The 15,932-nt window shown below is 69.4% G+C and carries 13 protein-coding genes and 4 pseudogenes; 4 read left to right on the forward strand and 13 right to left on the reverse strand.

The features are described from left to right. Positions 1-60: 60 nt before the first annotated feature. The 3 genes and pseudogenes from G4Q83_RS17665 to G4Q83_RS17675 all read right to left on the reverse strand — a co-directional run bounded on the left by G4Q83_RS17665 (position 61) and on the right by G4Q83_RS17675 (position 2,640). Positions 61-541 (reverse strand): annotated as a pseudogene (locus G4Q83_RS17665) (nuclear transport factor 2 family protein). A 10-nt stretch (positions 542-551) separates the two neighbouring features. After that, complete coding sequence (locus G4Q83_RS17670; RefSeq protein ID WP_128420851.1) at positions 552-1,139, reverse strand: TetR/AcrR family transcriptional regulator; 588 nt, start codon at positions 1,137-1,139, stop codon at positions 552-554. 163 nt (positions 1,140-1,302) lie between these two features. Further along, positions 1,303-2,640, reverse strand: a complete 1,338-nt coding sequence (locus tag G4Q83_RS17675; protein WP_128420850.1) for an outer membrane protein transport protein — start codon at positions 2,638-2,640, stop codon at positions 1,303-1,305. Positions 2,641-2,873: 233 nt separating this feature from the next. Here G4Q83_RS17675 and G4Q83_RS17680 point away from each other — a divergent pair, with 233 nt between their 5' ends. From G4Q83_RS17680 to G4Q83_RS23665, 3 genes and pseudogenes are all read left to right on the forward strand, one after another. Further along, positions 2,874-3,566, forward strand: a complete 693-nt coding sequence (locus tag G4Q83_RS17680; RefSeq protein ID WP_128420849.1) for a rhomboid family intramembrane serine protease — start codon at positions 2,874-2,876, stop codon at positions 3,564-3,566. Between the two features lie 24 nt (positions 3,567-3,590). Further along, on the forward strand, positions 3,591-3,911 hold the full coding sequence (locus G4Q83_RS17685) for a DUF1820 family protein (RefSeq protein WP_128420848.1): 321 nt from the start codon (positions 3,591-3,593) through the stop codon (positions 3,909-3,911). A 4-nt stretch (positions 3,912-3,915) separates the two neighbouring features. Further along, positions 3,916-4,635: pseudogene (locus tag G4Q83_RS23665) on the forward strand (Rossmann-fold NAD(P)-binding domain-containing protein); the annotation flags it as partial. A gap of 178 nt (positions 4,636-4,813) precedes the next feature. Here the strand turns inward: G4Q83_RS23665 and G4Q83_RS17690 are convergent. The 7 genes and pseudogenes from G4Q83_RS17690 to G4Q83_RS17720 all read right to left on the reverse strand — a co-directional run. Beyond that, positions 4,814-6,133, reverse strand: a complete 1,320-nt coding sequence (locus G4Q83_RS17690) for an L-fuconate dehydratase (RefSeq protein ID WP_128420847.1) — start codon at positions 6,131-6,133, stop codon at positions 4,814-4,816. A 262-nt stretch (positions 6,134-6,395) separates the two neighbouring features. Then, positions 6,396-7,253, reverse strand: coding sequence for a fumarylacetoacetate hydrolase family protein (locus G4Q83_RS17695; protein WP_128420846.1), 858 nt, complete (start codon positions 7,251-7,253; stop codon positions 6,396-6,398). Positions 7,254-7,285: 32 nt separating this feature from the next. Next, a complete protein-coding gene (locus G4Q83_RS17700) occupies positions 7,286-8,032 on the reverse strand; it encodes an SDR family oxidoreductase (RefSeq protein WP_128420845.1) in 747 nt (248 codons plus the stop codon). A 31-nt stretch (positions 8,033-8,063) separates the two neighbouring features. After that, complete coding sequence (locus G4Q83_RS17705) at positions 8,064-8,936, reverse strand: amidohydrolase family protein (protein ID WP_128420844.1); 873 nt, start codon at positions 8,934-8,936, stop codon at positions 8,064-8,066. After that, positions 8,933-9,973, reverse strand: coding sequence for an aldo/keto reductase (locus G4Q83_RS17710; RefSeq protein ID WP_128420843.1), 1,041 nt, complete (start codon positions 9,971-9,973; stop codon positions 8,933-8,935). Before G4Q83_RS17710 ends, G4Q83_RS17705 begins: the two co-directional genes overlap by 4 nt. 301 nt (positions 9,974-10,274) lie before the next feature. Then, positions 10,275-10,919, reverse strand: coding sequence for an HAD hydrolase-like protein (locus G4Q83_RS17715; protein ID WP_128420842.1), 645 nt, complete (start codon positions 10,917-10,919; stop codon positions 10,275-10,277). Positions 10,920-11,282: 363 nt separating this feature from the next. Then, a pseudogene (locus G4Q83_RS17720) lies at positions 11,283-11,789 on the reverse strand (IS5 family transposase); the annotation flags it as partial. A gap of 48 nt (positions 11,790-11,837) precedes the next feature. Here G4Q83_RS17720 and G4Q83_RS17725 point away from each other — a divergent pair. Continuing rightward, complete coding sequence (locus G4Q83_RS17725; RefSeq protein WP_185817247.1) at positions 11,838-12,854, forward strand: IS30 family transposase; 1,017 nt, start codon at positions 11,838-11,840, stop codon at positions 12,852-12,854. Here the strand turns inward: G4Q83_RS17725 and G4Q83_RS23670 are convergent. From G4Q83_RS23670 to G4Q83_RS17735, 3 genes and pseudogenes are all read right to left on the reverse strand, one after another. Next, entirely contained in the window at positions 12,737-13,357 is a 621-nt protein-coding gene (locus G4Q83_RS23670) for an alpha/beta hydrolase fold domain-containing protein (RefSeq protein ID WP_343068496.1), read from the reverse strand. The genes G4Q83_RS17725 and G4Q83_RS23670 overlap by 118 nt on opposite strands. Positions 13,358-13,364: 7 nt before the next feature. Then, positions 13,365-13,754 (reverse strand): annotated as a pseudogene (locus G4Q83_RS24285) (alpha/beta hydrolase fold domain-containing protein); the annotation flags it as partial. Positions 13,755-13,781: 27 nt separating this feature from the next. Next, positions 13,782-15,929 (reverse strand): acetate--CoA ligase family protein, encoded by a 2,148-nt coding sequence (locus tag G4Q83_RS17735; RefSeq protein WP_128420364.1) that lies wholly within the window; start codon positions 15,927-15,929, stop codon positions 13,782-13,784. Positions 15,930-15,932 lie beyond the last annotated feature (3 nt).

Below are 15,932 nucleotides of genomic sequence, written 5' to 3' on the forward strand. Positions count from 1 at the left end.
CGTATCTGCACAAATGTAGATGCCCGTGGAAAAAATGCTCCCGCCACCCGGACATGCCATTCAAAGGCCCAGGTCGGACAATCCAGGATGATCGTCCGGCCGACGACCGGGCGGCCAGTGGAACTTGCGTTCGGACTCCTCGATCGGCAAGTCGTTGATGGACGAATAGCGATCCACCATCAGACCGTCCGGGCCGAATTCCCAATTTTCGTTCCCATATGAGCGGAACCAGTTGCCCGAATCGTCGTGCCATTCGTATGCGTAGCGAACGGCGATACGGTGGTCGGTGAACGCCCACAACTCTTTATATCAAGCGATAGTCCAGTTCCTTCGCCCACTTGCGTTCGAGGAATGCGCGCGCCTCGTCGCGGCCATCGACGAACTCGGCGCGATTACGCCAGCGTGCATCCGGGCGATAGGCGAGCACCACCTTGGCCGGATCGCGGCTGTTCCAGCCGTCTTCGGCCAGGCGGACTTTCTCCAGGGCGGTTTGGCGGGTGAACGGCGGCAACGGCGGGCGTGATTCGATGGCGGACGACATGACGGCGATCTCATGGTTTGGTGTCGAGAGAGGGCAGTCCCAGGAATCGACGGGCGGCATGCTTGGCACTGCCTGCGGCGTTGGCGCCGCCGAGGACCAGCACAACAGAGATTGCGCCGTCGATCAGGATCAGGAATTGTTCTGCCAACTCGCTCGAATCCGGGTGGCCGGTGGCGGTGACGAGTTCGAGCAGGTAGTCGCGCAGGCAACGCTTGTGTCCGTGCGAAACCGCGCGAATGCGGCTGCCCGGGTCGCCGATCTCGCCAGCCGCATTCAGAAACGCACAGCCATGGAAGTCGCTGGATCCGAACCAATCGCGCAGCGCATCGAAACACGACAGCAGGCGTTCGACGGGATCGTCGCTCGCCGACGTGGCAGCGACGAACCACCGCATCCAACGCGCGTCGCGACGCAACAGCGCGGCCTCGACCAGGGCTTCCTTCGTCGAGTAATGGCGGTAGAGCGTCTTGCGAGCCACCCCAGACGCGTTGACGATCGCGTCCATGCCGGTGGCGTGGATGCCACCCGCGTAGACGAGGCGCTCGGTCGCGTCGAGCAATGCCGATTGCGCAGGAGACAGATCGGATAACGTGACCATTGCGCAGGCCATCCATTCGGAGAACGATTGTTCTCCCGGCTGTAGGACAATCGTTTTACGAGATCAAGACCGACACACAGCGCGATAGGCCGAAAAAAGCCCCGCCGAAGCGGGGCTTTGGGTGCGCGCGGCCTGCGCCGCAGCGGCGCCGCGCAAGCGGCGATCAGAACTTGTAGTTGACCGCGGCGGCCAGCACGTTGCCGCTCACATCGTAGCGACCGACCAGCGTGTTGCCGGTGGCGCTGGTGGAGGCGATGCGCGGATCGCTGGTGAACAGGTGGGTATAGCCGAAACTGTACTCGGCCTGTTCGGACGGACGCCAGCTCAGGCCCAGCGAAACCCATTTGCGGCTCGCATCGGGCACGCGCACGTCGCGGTGCGCGTCGGTGGTCGGGGTCTGGTCGTAGGCCAGGCCGCCGCGCAGGGTCAGCGTATCGCTCATGCGGTAATCGGCGCCGACCGAGACGAAGGTGGTGTCGCGGTAGGAGAAGTCCAGCACGCTGTCGGGCTGGTTGGACGCGAAGTCCACCGTGACCCGGTCGAACTTGCTCCAGGCGGTGCGGCTGACATCGGCCATCACCGTCCACTGCTCGTTGACGTTGTGGGTGAAGCTGGCGGTCGCGCTGGCCGGCAGCTTGACCGTGGCGCGGCCCTTGGTGTCGACGAAGGTACCCGGCGCGGCGATGCCGAGCACGGTGGCAGCATTGGACGGGGTGGTGAAGTCGGCGTCGCCGTCGGTGATCTTGTGCTCGACCTGCGAACGGTAGCTGAAGCCGATATGGGTGTTCTCGTCGACACTGAACAGGCCGCCGAGGGTGAAGCCGACATCGGTGCTGTTGCCCTTGATCCGCGAGTAGCCGTCGGCGCTGCCCGGCGCGAAGCCCGGCACCCGACGCGCGGCCAGGATGGTGCCGAAATCGACGGCGTTGGACAGGTCGATGTCCAGGCGCTCGGCGAACACCGACGCGCCGAACGACACGTACGGGTTCACGTCGTAGGAGAACGCCAGATTCAGGTCGATCGCCTGCAACTCGGTCTTGACGCCGTTGTAGCGGCCGACCCAATTGCGGTCGTATTCGGTCTTGAAGCCGAACGGCACGGTCAGCGAGGTGCCGAAGTGCATGTTGTTGTTCTCGCCGAACGGCACGTGGAAGTAGACCGCCGGGACCGGCGCGATCATACCGGCGTCGCCGCCGTCGCCGCCGGAGATCGGTGTGCCGGTGGCGTAGGTGCCGCCGCCCCGATACTTGGCCGAGAACTGGATGGCGCTGAGGTCGGCCTGGAACGTGTTGCCGTCGAGCTGGCGCATGCCGGCCGGGTTGGCGGCGATGATCGAGGCGTCACCGGCGGCGCTGCCGGAGCCGGCGAAGGCGCGGCCCAGGCCCTTGGCGCTGTTTTCCTTGAGCTGGAACGCGGCGCTGTGCGCCTGGCCAATGGCCAGGGCGCCGACGATGCCGACGGCCAGGGCGGTGAAACGGGCGAACTGGGTTGCGGTTTGCATGGCTTGTAACTCTCCGGAAGACGGTAAGTGCCTGTGTACGCGCCTGCGCATCCCCAGCTGAGCATGCCGGGACGCGCGCCGGATTCCCCTCCCGACGTACGACGCCGTACGCAGTATAACCACCGGCGTTAACCCAACGATAACAATACCTGTCGTTCAGCTTGGCGCGGAGTAGGCGTGCGTTCAGCCGGATGAAGCCGGTATCGTGACAGGCCGAGTGACCCGGTACTGGCATGTTCGTCTCCATCCCTTCCCGCGATCGGACCACGTTGCGCTGGGCCATGCCGCTGCTGTTCGCCGCGATGTGGCTGGCCTTCCTGTGGTCGATCAGCCGCCCCGACGAGGCGCGGGCGACGCTGTGGCTGGACTGGGGCGCGCTCTCGGCTGGGGTCGCCAGCCCGCGCGACTGGCTGGCGACGGTGCAGGACGGCAGCGTGCTGCGCCTGTTCACCGCGCTGTTCCTGCACGCGGACTGGTCGCACCTGCTCGGCAACCTGGTGTTTCTGCTGATCTTCGGCCTGCCCGCCGAGCGCGTGCTCGGGCCGTGGCGCTTCCTGCTGCTGTTCCTCGGCGGCGGCGCCATCTCCAACCTGGCCGCGGTGTTCGCGATCGGCGCCCCGGACCGGGTCATCATCGGCGCCAGCGGCGCGGTCTCGGCGCTGATCGGCACCTACCTGGCGTTGTTCCCGCGCGCCAAGCTCGGCGTGGTGCTGCCGTTGGGGCTGTTCCTGGAATTCGTGCGCGCACCGGCCTCGCTGCTGATCGGCACCTGGGCGGCGCTGCAGGTGGTGTTCGCCTACATCGGTCCGGCGTTCGGCATGGTCGCCTGGTCGGCGCACCTGACCGGCTTCGGCTTCGGCATGGCGTACGGGCTGTACGTGCGCGCGGCGATCGCGCGGCGCCTGCGCAAGCGCAAGGGTTTCTGAGCTGCCGCGCCTTATACTCCGCGCATGGCCAAGCCCCTGTACAAGGTGACGTTCCTCAACCACGGCAAGGTGTACGAACTGTACGCGCAGCATGTGGGCAGCAGCCACCTGTGGGGCTTCAGCGAGATCGGCGCGCTGCTGTTCGATCTGCGCGACGGCCTGGTCATCGATCCCACCGAAGAGCGCCTGCGCGAGGAATTCGGCGGCACCAAGATGCTGCACCTGCCGATGCAGAGCATCGTGCGCATCGAGGAAGTGGAAAAGAAGGGCCAGTCCGCGATCCGCGACGCGGCCACTGGCGAAAAGGTGATCACGCCGTTTCCGATGCCGAGCAAACCGCGCTGAACCGATGCGGATCCCGATCGCGGATGACCACCAGGACGCGGTCGGGCACTTGCCCTGCCATGGGCGGCTGCAGGCGCACGCCGGCGGGGTGCTGACCGCGCCGCTGCCCGGCTGCGCTGCCTTCGTGCGGCGTGCCGCCGATGCCGACGCGCTGGTGCTGATCCGCGAACGCACCCGCGTCGATGCCGCGCTGCTCGCGCGCCTGCGGCGACTGCGCCTGATCGGCAGGATCGGCAGGATCGGCGAGCTACCTGCACCTGACCGCGTGCACCGCGCACGGGATCGCGGTGGCCGAAGGCGTCGGCTCGCCGGTGGCGCCTGCGGAGTTGACCTGGGCGCTGCTGCTGCGCCTACCGGCCTACCGCGATGCCCTGTACGGCGGACGCTGGCAGGCCACCGGCGATCCGCGGCTGGGCCGCAGCCTGCATGGCCTGACCCTGGGCGTGTGGAGCTACGCGCGTGGCCGCCTATGCGCGCGCGTTCGGGATGCATGTGCAGGTATGGGGCGGCGAGGCCTGCTGCGCGCAGGAGGCCTCGCTGTCCGCCGACAGCGACGTGCTGAGCCAGCACCGGCGCCTGTTGGGCGGCGACCCGGCATCAGATCATGCGCCACGGCCTACTGCGCCACCCGCGCGTGCTGGCGACGCCACATCTGGGCTATGTCGAGCAGGCCAGCTATGCGCCATACTTGGACGCCGCATTCGACAACCTGCTGGCCTTCGCCCCGCCCGAGCGCAGTTGGCGCCAACCCGGAGCCGCGCCTACAGGGACTTGCGACGAGCGCTCCGCGTGCACTGTAGGAGGGACTTCAGCCCCGACGACTTCCCGAGCCGTCGAGCCTGCCGCTTCGCTCGTCGCGGCTGATGGCCCGAAGCCGCCCGGAGCCGTCCTGCAGGGCCGCGCTATGCCTGCTGCGCGGCCAGGTCCGCGCTCCAGAACGGGCCGTCCGGATACAGGTACTGGGCGACCGACTGCGCGTGCATCTCGGCCGAGAAGCCGGGCAGGGTCGGCGCCAGATAGCGGCCGTGCGCGATCCGCACCGGATCGACGAAGTGCTGGTGCAGGTGGTCGACGAATTCGATCGCGCGGTCCTCCATCTTGCCGGTGATGGCGACGAAATCGGCCATCGCCAGGTGCTGCACCAGTTCGCACAGGCCGACGCCGCCGGCATGCGGGAACACGCGCACGCCGAACTTCGCCGCCAGCAGCAGGATCGCCAGATTCTCGTTGACCCCACCCACGCGCGCGGCGTCGATCTGGATCAGGTCCACCGCGCCGGCCTGCAGCAGCTGCTTGAACACCACCCGGTTCTGGGTGTGCTCGCCGGTGGACACCGGCACCGGCGCGATGCCCTGGCGGATCGCGGCGTGGCCGAGTACATCGTCGGGGCTGGTCGGCTCCTCGATCCAGGCGATGTCGAACTCGGCCAGCTGGCGCATCCAGGCGATCGCCGGGCCCACGTCCCAGCGCTGGTTGGCGTCCACCGCCAGCGCGATGTCCGGACCGATCGCGGCGCGCGCCAGGCGGCAGCGGCGGATGTCGTCCTGCACGTTGGCGCCGACCTTGAGCTTGATGGTGCGGAAGCCGTCGGCCACCGCCTGCTTGGCCAGGCGCACCAGCTTCTCGTCGGAGTAGCCGAGCCAGCCGGGCGAGGTGGTGTAGGCCGGATAGCCCTGTTCGAGCAGCGTCTGCAGGCGCTCGGCGCGCAGCGGTTCGGCCGCGCGCAGCAGCGCCAGCGCGTCGTCGGGGGTCAGCGCGTCGGTGAGGTAGCGGAAGTCGATGGTGGTCACCAGCTGTTCCGGCGACAGCTCGGCGATGTAGCGCCACAGCGGCTTGCCGGCGCGGCGCGCGGCCATGTCCCAGGCGGCGTTGATGACGCCGCCGATGGCCATGTGCATCACACCCTTCTCCGGGCCCAGCCAGCGCAGCTGCGAATCGTCGGTGAGGGTGCGCGCGAAGCCGCCCAGGTCGCCGATGACCTCCTCCACCTCGCGTCCGACCACGTGGTGTGACAGCGCCGCGCTCGCCGCGCTCTGCACGTCGTTGCCGCGGCCGATGGTGAACACCAGGCCGTAGCCGGCCAGGCCGTCGTCGGCATCGGTGCGCAGGCGCAGGTAGGCGGCCGAGTAGTCCGGATCCGGGTTCATCGCATCGGAACCGTCCAGTTCGCGCGACGTGGGGAAACGCACGTCGAAGGTCTCGAGGGCAACGATTTTGCTCATAGGCATCCTGATCGGTGAGGCGGAAAGGAAAAAGGAAACATGCGAGCCACTCCACTGGCCGCGCGCGCCCGGGAGGAGCTTGCGGCGAAGGTGCGGTGCGCCAGCGCCTTCGCCACCAAAGGCACAAACGGGCATCGGCACGCAGCCGTTGCCACAGGGGGGAAGAAGGCGCCGGCGGGCTGCAGCCGAAGCCACATAGGTGAGGATGCGCGGTGACGTCGCCCCGCGCGCCCTGTCCCCTTTCCCGCCAAGGGACAGGGGGTTACTGCGCGTCGCGCGGGTGCGCGACCACGGTCTGGCGCTGCTCGCCGAGGCCTTCGATGCCCAGCGCCATCACGTCGCCCGGCTGCAGGTAGACCGGCGGCTTCTGCCCCAGGCCCACGCCCGGCGGCGTGCCGGTGCTGATCACGTCGCCCGGCAGCAGCGTCATGTAGCGGCTGATGTAGCTGACCAGCTCGGCCACGCCGAACACCATCGTGCGCGTGCTGCCGTCCTGGTAGCGATGGCCGTTGACCTCCAGCCACATCGACAGGTTCTGCGGGTCCGGCACCTCGTCGGCGGTGACCAGCCACGGGCCGAGCGGGCCGAAGCCGTCGCAACTCTTGCCCTTGACCCACTGTCCGCCGTGCTCGAGCTGGAACTCGCGTTCGGACAGGTCGTTGACCACCGCATAGCCGGCGACGTGCTGGAGCGCGTCCTCCCGCGGCACATCGCGGGCGACGTCGCCGATCACCACGCCCAGTTCCACTTCCCAGTCGCTCTTCCTGGAACCGCGCGGGATCGTCACGGTGTCGTTGGGACCGCTGATCGCGGTGGTGGCCTTCATGAACAGCACCGGCATCGCCGGCACCGCCATGCCCGACTCGGCGGCATGGTCGGCGTAGTTGAGCCCGACGCAGATGAACTTGCCGACCCGGCCCACGGCCGGCCCGTAGCGCACCTCGCCGTCCACCTTGGGCAGTGTGGCCGGATCGAGCGCACGCAGCTTGTCCAGGCCGGCGGCGGTGAGGTGCTCGCCGGCGACATCGTCGATGAGCGCGGACAGGTCGCGCAGGCGGCCGTCGGCGTCGAGCAGGGCCGGGCGTTCGTGGCCGGGTTCGCCATAGCGCAGCAGTTTCATGGGGCGTCCTCTGTGAAGGGGAAGGCAGGCGGTCAGTTCGACCAGCCGCCGTCGATGATGTGGGTCTGGCCGGTGGTGAAGGACGCGGCGTCCGAGGCCAGGTACACCACCAGCTGCGCGATCTCGCGCGGGTCGCCGAGGCGGCCCATCGGCTGGCGGTCGGTGAAGCTCTTCCACACCGCCTGCTCGTCGCCGCCCAGCGCCTGCACGCGCTGCGCCAGCGACGGGGTCTTGATCGTGCCCGGGCAGATCGCGTTGCAGCGGATGCCCTTGGCCACGTAGTCGGCGGCGATGGCCTTGCTCAGCCCGATCACCGCGGCCTTGGTCACGCCGTAGGCGAAGCGGTTCGGCACGCCTTTGATGCTGGAGGCCACCGAGGACATGTTGACGATGCTGCCGCGGCCCTGTTCCAGCATGCCCGGCAGCACCGCCTGGCACAGGTAGTACATCGCGTCGACGTTAATCGCGAACGAGCGCCGCCACGCCGGCGCGTCGCAGTCCAGAATGCTGCCCTGGTGCACGTAGCCGGCGCAGTTGAACAGCACGTCGAACGGCGGATTCGCCGCGACCAGCGCCTGGATCGCGCCTGCATCGGTGACGTCCAGCGTCTGCGTGGCGATCGCGGCCGATTCGGCGGCCAGCGTCTGCAGCGACGCCGCATCGATGTCGGTGGCCAGCACCTGCGCGCCTTCGCGCGCGCAGGCCAGCGCGCTCTCGCGGCCGATGCCGGCGCCGGCGGCGGTGATCAGGCAGCGCTTGCCTTGCAGCCGGCCGCTCATGAGCGGCTCCCGGAGTGAAACCCTGGCGTGGTCATCGTGGCGGTGTCCGGTCAGTAAAAGGGGGCGGGTCGGGCAAGCGGTAGAAGCGGCGTGCGGTGCCGGCGAACACGTCGGCGGCGGCGCCGGCGGCATGGCGCGCGACCAGCGCCTGCGCCTGCGCGAACCAGTCGCGGTAGCCGGCGCGCTGGGTCAGCACCGGCCAGTCGCTGCCCCACATCACCCGGCGCGGGCCGAAGCTGGCGAACACCTGCGCCACGTATGGTTCGATCGCGGCAACGTCGGCGTCCGCGGGCAGTTCGGTGAGCAGGCCGGACAACTTGCACAGCACGTTCTGGTATTGCGCCAGCTGCGCCAGGCCATCGGCCCAGGCAGCGAAACCGGCGCCGCCGATCACCGGCTTGGCAGCATGGTCGAGCACCACGCGCAGCTGCGGGTGGCGCTGCAGCCGCACCTGCAGCGCCGGCAGCTGCAGCGGCCTGACCAGCGCGTCGAACGCCAGGTCGTACCGCAGCATCGCGTCGAACGCGGAATCCAGCCGCGGCCGCGCCAGCCACTGTGGATCGGCCAGGTCCTGCACCATCGGCCGCAGGCCCTTGAGCAAACCGTCGCCCTCGGCGCACAGCGCAGCGATGCGCGCGGCGACGTCGCCGGCCTCGAAATCGACCCAGCCGACTACGCCGGCGATGCGCGGCTGCGCGCGTGCCAGTTGCAACAGGTAGCGGCTTTCCGCTTCGGTCTGCGCCGCCTGCACCGCGATGACCGCGCCCACGCCGTGCGCATCGAGCGCGGCGATCAGATCATCGGGCACGAAGTCGCGGTACAGCGCGGCGAAATCGGGCGCCAGCCAGTCGTAGTCGCCGCGCGCCAGCTGCCAGAAGTGCACGTGCGCATCGACCACGTTCATGGCGTCGGCACCTGCGCCTGCAGCAGGCCATGTTCGCGCAACGCTTGCCACAGCGTTGGCGGGATCGACGCGCGCAGGCGGGCGGCGGCGCTGGCCACCTCGGCCGGTGTGCGCATGCCGGCGACCACGGCGGCGACCGCCGGGTGCGCAAGCGGGAATTGCAGCGCCGCCGCGCCCACGTCCACGCCCTGCGCCGCGCAGGCGGCGAACAGGCGCTGCGCATGCACCAAGGTGAGCGGATCCACCGGCGCATAGTTGTAGGTCTGGCCGGGGCCGCGCGCATCGCCGAGCAGGCCCGAACTGTACGGGCCGGCGACCAGGATGCCGACCTGCTGCTGCAACGCCTGCGCCATGATCCGCTGCGCCGCGTGCTGCTCGAGCAAGGTGTAGCGGCCGGCCAGCATCACGCAGTCCAGCGGGAACAGCGGCATCAGTTCCAGCGCGATGTCTTCCTCGTTGACGCCGATGCCGATCGCGCGGCAGGCGCCGCCGGCCTTCAGCTCGGCCATCGCCGGCAAGGCTTCATCCAGCGCCTGGCGCAGCATCGCCGGGTGACGCTCGCCATGGGTGAGGCGGCCGATGTCGTGTAACAGCAGCACGTCCACGTGGTCGGTACCGAGCCGCTGCAGGCTGGCCTCGAACGCGCGCAGCACGCCGTCGCGGCTGTAGTCGAACGCCGCACCGCGCCCGACCACGGCAAAGCCGTCGCGGCCGGGCACAGCATCGGCATCGTCGTAGACGCGGCGCCCGACCTTGGTCGACAGCGTATAGCTGACGCGCGGCAGCCCGCGCAGGCCCCGGCCGAGCCGGCTTTCGCTGAGTCCGTAGCCGTAATAGGGGGCCGTGTCGAAATGGCGGATGCCAGCGGCGTGGGCGGCGGCGACGGCCGCCTCCGCGGCCGCATCGTCCACCTCCGCGTACAGGTTGCCGATCGGCGCCGCGCCGAAGCCGAGCGTGGCGACGCGCACGCCGCTGCGGCCCAGCGGGCGCTGCGCGACGGCATCGCACGCGGCGCGGGCGGCGGCATTCAACGCCACCGGCGTCCGCCTGCGCCGGTGGCCGCCGAGGACGGCAGGCACACGCGCCAGGACCATTTGTTGCTGCGATTGCGCATGGCACACCTCCGCCAGGGTGGGGCTAGATCGGAATGGCGCCGCAACGCGCCGCCACAGCCGGCGCTGCGTTGCGACTGTTCGCATATGAATATAGCAATCATAAGTGAACATCACGCTGCGATGCAGCAAGGACGCGGGACGAAAGTGGGAACGGACCATCGACAGCGGCAGTCCTGGCGTGGCGGCCGCGGCGCCGGCTCGTAGCTGGAGCGGCGCGGCCGGCTCAGGCCGGGGGCGTCAGGCCCAGTCTGGCCCACAGGTCGGCCGGGCGTTGCAGCAGCGGCAGCGGCGTGTGCGGCTGCAACGCCGCCGGCAAGGTGTAGCCCCAGCCCACGCCGGCGAAGGCGATGCCGGCCTGGCGCGCGGCGTCGGCGTCGCGAATCTCGTCGCCCACGTACAGGGCGCGCGCGGCCGGGATCCGGCATGCCTGCAGGGCCGCGCGCAGTTTGCGGTGCTTGCCCAGCAGCGCGGCGCCGCAGCCGATGTGGTCCAAGCGCGCGACCAGTTCGGCGCCGAGCACGCGCTCGACGTTGCCACGGCTGTTGGAGGTCACCAGGGCCAGCCGCACGCCGGCGCGCGCGAGCGCGTCCAGCAGTTCGGCCACGCCGTCGAACACGGCGATGCGCTCGATCTGCGCCGCCATCAGCGCGCACATGCGCCGCGCCACCGCCGGCACCTGCCACCAGCGAATGCCGCTGTGCGCCATCAGCTCGCGCGCGCTCAGGCTGCGGATTTCCTGCAGCCGCTCCACTTCGAAACGGTGGAAGCCGAATTCTTCGGCAACGCCGTTGATGGTGTCCAGGAACCAGCCGAAGGAATCGGCCAGGGTGCCGTCGAAATCGAAGATGACCAGGTCGTAGCGGCGCATGTGCCGTCAGGATGCCGCAGCGCGCGTCTCGAAACCACCCTGGCGGCGGTTGGCGCGCGAGCCGGCGCCGGCCGCGGCCGGCGCCCACTCAGCCGCAGCAGTCGCGGACCAGCGGCTCGCCGGGACCGCCCGGCCCCAATTCGCCCCCGAACGGCGCGCATTCCTGACCGACATGCCCAGGCGCTGCACGACGCGTCCTGCGCGATCCCGTCGCCCGCGGTCGCCTGCACCGCGCCGAAGCGCATGCTGGCCCGGCCAGGAACGCGGCCGCGGCCATCTCCGTTGCGCAATGCGGTCCAACGCTGTTTCAAGTGTTGGGGTTCTACGCCGGAACCGCCGAAATTTCCGCCACTTAGAACCTGTTCACGATCTTTTGAGTAGTAGTGTCAGGCATGCCAGGTGGATGAACTGCAAGCTGGTGTTGAGCTTACGCTCGCAGTTCTTCCATAGCCTTCGGTTCTTTTCCAGCCACGCAAAGCTGCGTTCGACGCTCCAGCGCTTGGGCATGACCTTGAAGGTGTGCAGTTCGCTGCGTTTGGCGATCTGCACCGTGACTTGCTTGCCCAGGATCTCTCGTACGCCTTCGGCGAATGGTTCTGCGGTATAGCCGCTATCGCACAACAGGCTTTGCACGTGTCCCAGGTTCGGCTTGCAACGATCCAGGGATTGGAGCGCGCCTTTGCGGTCGGTCACTTCCGCCCTCGTCACCGCGACCGCATGCGGCAGGCCTTGGGTATCGACGGCGATGCGACGCTTGATCCCCAAGACCTTCTTGCCCGCGTCATAACCCTTCTGGCCGGCCGTGTCCGTGTTCTTCACGCTCTGTGCGTCCACGATCAAGAACGTGCTGCAAGCGTTGCGCCCCTGCTTAGACTCAACTTCCAAGCGCGACACCCTCTCAGCCAGTAGGGTGTATGCATGTCAAGAAGCTATCTCCACCTGAGCGCAGAAGAGCGCGCGGTACTCCAAATCGAAACGCGACGTGGTCAGAGCTTACGCTCGATATCCAGGCTGCTGGATAGAAGCCCGTCGACATCGAGCAGGGAGCTGGCCAGGCAGCAAGCCACGGTCTACCGTGCTCGAGAGGCGGCCATGCGTTACCGGACACGACGTCAGCACAGCGTTCGGCGGCGACGGCTGACACCGGGAACGGATTTATTCCAGATGGTGCGCGATCATCTGGTGCTGTGGCGCTGGTCGCCCCAGCAGATTGCTGCCAAGCTGCTCCTCATGTCCCCGGATGATCCTGCCCAGCGCGTCAGTCACGAAACCATCTACGCCACGATCTACGCGCACCCGCGCGGCGGCCTGAAAAAGGAGCTTGTGGAGGCGTTGCGCCAGCGCAGGCCGTCCCGGGGATCACGGCGCACGACCGCCGCCAAACGCAGCTGGGTGCCTGAGGAACCGCGGATCGTGCACCGACCCGAAGAGGTGCAACAGCGGTTGGTCCCAGGACATTGGGAAGGTGACTTGATCAAGGGAGCGTTCAATCGTTCCTGTGTTGGCACCCTGGTGGAGCGCAAGACGCGTTTTGTGGTGCTGTGCCGGATGGACGGCTGCACCGCCACAGACGCACTGGAAGGTTTCACCCGTCAGATGAAGAAGCTCCCCGCATCCATGCGAACCAGCTTGACCTATGACCGTGGCACCGAAATGACGCGCTATGCCGAGCTGATGGAACGGTTGAACATCGACCTGTGGTTTGCCGATCCGCACGCACCGTGGCAGCGCGGAAGCAATGAGAACACCAACGGTCTACTTCGCCAGTTCCTGCCCAAGGGGGCGGACCTATCCGCCGTCAGCCAGGAATACCTCAATCACATCGCGTTGCTGATGAACACTCGCCCTCGCCAGACACTTGGCTGGAAGACGCCTAGCGAGGCAATGGAAGCGGACATCGCAGCGTTCAAATCACGTGTTGCACTTGAATCTTGAGACCGCCGTTCGACGTACTCCACCGGCACGCCCGCCGCCCGCAGCGCCTCGGCGTACAGGCGGCCGTCGTCGAGCAGCGCGTCGCAGTCGGCGGTGAACACCAGCGCCGGCGGCAGGCCGGAAAAATCCGCGGCCTGCAGCGGCGACAGGCGCGGATCGCGCGGATCCAGGCCCGAGGACAGGAACGGAGCGGACATGGCCTGCATCAGTTCCAGCGTCAATGGCGGGACCGCGCCATGGCTGCGACGCGCCGGCAAGGCATTGCCGGCCGGCGACAGGTCGGTGCCCGGATAGAACAGCACCTGCGCGCGCAAGGCGACCGCGCTGCCGCGCAACAGCTGGCAGGCCATCGCCGCCAGCCCGCCGTCGGCGCTGTCGCCGGCCACCGCGATGCGCGCCGGGTCCAGGCCGAGCTCGGCGGCGTGCGCGGCCAGCCAGCGCAGCGCGGCCGAGCACGTCGTCCGGACCGGCCGGCGCCGGATGCTCCGGGGCCAGCCGGTAATCCACCGCGATCACCGTACAGCCGGCGGCCTGCGCCAGGCGCCGGCAGACCCGGTCGTGGCTGTCCAGGTCGCCCAGGATCCAGACGCCGCCGTGCAGGTAGACGGTGGCCGCCGCCGGCGCCACGGCATCGGCGGGCAGGTAGCGCCGCAGCCGGATCGGCCCCAGCGGGCCGTCGGCCTGCAGATCGTGCACCGCCTGCATCGGCCACGCGTCGCCGCCGAGCAGCGTGGTGACCTGGCGGTAGGCCTTACGCATCGCCGGCATCGGCAAGGTATGCAGCGGCGGTGCGCCGGCCGCGGCCGCCGCCATGGTCGCCAGCGCCCGCAGTACGTCGGGCGCCAGGCGCGCCGGGTCGAACGGATCTGCTTGCATGGGGCGCTCCGTGTTGCGTCGCATAGGAGGAACGCCGGCCGCGCGGCCGGATCAGTCGATCAGCATCAGCGCATCCAGCGCGAGCACGCCGCGTCCCTGCGGGTAGACGACCACCGGATTGAGGTCGATCTCGCGGATGCGCGGTTGCGCGCGCAGCACCGCGCCCAGCCGCACCACCAGTTCGGCCAGCGCGACCACGTCCAGCGCCGGCGCGCCGCGATGGCCGTGCAGCAGCGCCGCGCCCTTGAGCCGTTCCAGTTCGCGGATCACCGAGGCCGCCGGCAGGTCCGGCGCGAGCAGGCGCACGTCGCGGATCACTTCGGCGGCGACGCCGCCGAAGCCGACCAGGACCACCGGCCCCCACTGCGGATCGTGGCGCGCGCCGACGATCATCTCCATGCCGCGCTCGGCCATCGCCTCGACCAGCACGCCCTCCAGCGGCGCATCCGGCGCATGCCGGGCCAGGTTGGCGTGCAATCGCTCCCAGCCCTGCGCCAGCGCCGCCGCATCGCCGAGGCCGAGGATCACGCCGCCGACGTCGCTCTTGTGGCCCAGCTGCACCGATTGCACCTTCAGCGCCACCGGATAGCCGATCCGCGCCGCGGCCGCCTGCGCCTGCTGCAGCGTGCCGGCCAGTTCGCCGGGCGCGAACGGCAGCCCGAGCGGCGCCAGCAGCGCCTTGGCGCGGTGCTCGGGAATCACCCCGCCCTGCGCCGGCAAGGCGAGCTGCACCGGCACCGCCGCGGCTTCGTCGAAGTCACGCGCGGCCAGCGCCGCCAGGCGTGCGAGCGCACGCAACGCGCGCTCGGTGCTGGGGAAGTACGGCACGCCCAGTTCGCGCAGCTGGGCGAGATAGTCGGCCGGCAACGCCGCGCCCTCGTCCAGGCCGGCGAAGATCACCGCCTTGCGCGGGCGCAGTTCGCGCACCGCGCGCAGCACCGGCGGCAGCTTGATCGCGCAGGTCACCGGATCGGTCTGGATCAGGCCGACCACGATCGAGGCGCAGCGCGGGTCGTCGAACAGCGCCGCCAGCGTGCGCTGGTACAGGTCCGGATCGACCAGTCCCTGCGCGGTGAGATCGAGCGGATTGCTGACCGCGACGAACGGCGGCAGCGCCGCGCGCAGCGCCGGCGAATCGGCATCGTGCAAGGGCGGCAGGGCCAGGCCCAGGTCCTCGCACAGGTCCAGGCACAGCGCCTTGAACGCGCCGGACTCGCCCAGGATCGCGGTGCCCGCCGCCGGCAGGAACTGGCAGCGCAGCGCGATCTCGGCGATGTCGCCCAGTTCTTCCAGGGTGTCGGCCAGCACCACGCCGGCGCGTTCGACCAGCGTGCGCATCACCTGATGGTCGCCGGCGAGCGCGCCGGTGTGGGTGGCGGCCGATTCGCGCGCGGCGCTGCTCTTGCCCGGATGCAGCAGCACCAGGCGGGTGCCGGCGGCGCGCGCGCGCCGCGCCAGCACCAGCAGCCGCTGCGGCTGGCGGAACTGCTCGGCGATCATCGCGATCACCCGCGTGCCCGGATGATCGAGCAGGAACGCGATGTAGTCCTCGATGTGGCTGGCGGCCTCGTTGCCGGTGGAGATCGCGTAGGACAGCGGCAGCTCGCGGCTGGCCAGGGTGGTGTTGAGCACCGTCATCATCGCCCCGCTCTGCGAGAGGATGCCGATCGCCGGCGCGGCGCGGTTGCGCGCGGCCTGTTCGGCGCTCACCTCGGCCTCGATGAAGGTCAACGGGATGCGCGCCAGGTAGTTGATGCAGCCCAGGCAGTTGGGGCCTTCGACCAGCATGCCGGCCGCCGCGGCGATGCGCGCGATCTCGCGCTGCTGCGCCTGCCCGGCCTCGCCGGCCTCGGCGAAACCGGCCGAGAAGATCACCGCCGCGCCCACGCCGCGCGCGGCCAGCGCGCGCACCGCGTCGAGCACCGCCGGCTGCGGGATCGCCAGCACCGCCACGTCCACGCCGTCGGGCAGCTGTTCGATCGACGCCAGGCACGGGCGCCCGCCGATCTCCTCGCGCTTGGGGTTGATCAGGTGGATCCGCCCGGCATAGCCGTTGCGTTCGAGATTGCCCAGCACCGAGGCGCCGAGCGCGCCGGGCGTCGGCGAGGCACCGACGATGGCGATCGAGGCCGGCTCCAGCAGGCGCTGCACCGGGGTCCGCGCCGCGCCCAGCGGCGGCGCGGCGGAAGTCGTGCTCATGTC

This window comes from Xanthomonas theicola, from assembly GCF_014236795.1.
Taxonomy (GTDB): Bacteria; Pseudomonadota; Gammaproteobacteria; order Xanthomonadales; family Xanthomonadaceae; genus Xanthomonas_A; species Xanthomonas_A theicola.

Coding starts and splice junctions, on each gene's coding strand:
- G4Q83_RS17725 (WP_185817247.1), top strand. CDS start 11,838: ATGTCAAGAAGCTATCTCCACCTGAGCGCAGAAGAGCGCGCGGTACTC.
- G4Q83_RS17695 (WP_128420846.1), bottom strand. CDS start 7,253: ATGAAACTGCTGCGCTATGGCGAACCCGGCCACGAACGCCCGGCCCTG.
- G4Q83_RS17700 (WP_128420845.1), bottom strand. CDS start 8,032: ATGAGCGGCCGGCTGCAAGGCAAGCGCTGCCTGATCACCGCCGCCGGC.
- G4Q83_RS17705 (WP_128420844.1), bottom strand. CDS start 8,936: ATGAACGTGGTCGATGCGCACGTGCACTTCTGGCAGCTGGCGCGCGGC.
- G4Q83_RS17735 (WP_128420364.1), bottom strand. CDS start 15,929: ATGAGCACGACTTCCGCCGCGCCGCCGCTGGGCGCGGCGCGGACCCCG.
- G4Q83_RS17680 (WP_128420849.1), top strand. CDS start 2,874: ATGTTCGTCTCCATCCCTTCCCGCGATCGGACCACGTTGCGCTGGGCC.
- G4Q83_RS17675 (WP_128420850.1), bottom strand. CDS start 2,640: ATGCAAACCGCAACCCAGTTCGCCCGTTTCACCGCCCTGGCCGTCGGC.
- G4Q83_RS17685 (WP_128420848.1), top strand. CDS start 3,591: ATGGCCAAGCCCCTGTACAAGGTGACGTTCCTCAACCACGGCAAGGTG.
- G4Q83_RS17670 (WP_128420851.1), bottom strand. CDS start 1,139: ATGGTCACGTTATCCGATCTGTCTCCTGCGCAATCGGCATTGCTCGAC.
- G4Q83_RS17690 (WP_128420847.1), bottom strand. CDS start 6,133: ATGAGCAAAATCGTTGCCCTCGAGACCTTCGACGTGCGTTTCCCCACG.
- G4Q83_RS17715 (WP_128420842.1), bottom strand. CDS start 10,919: ATGCGCCGCTACGACCTGGTCATCTTCGATTTCGACGGCACCCTGGCC.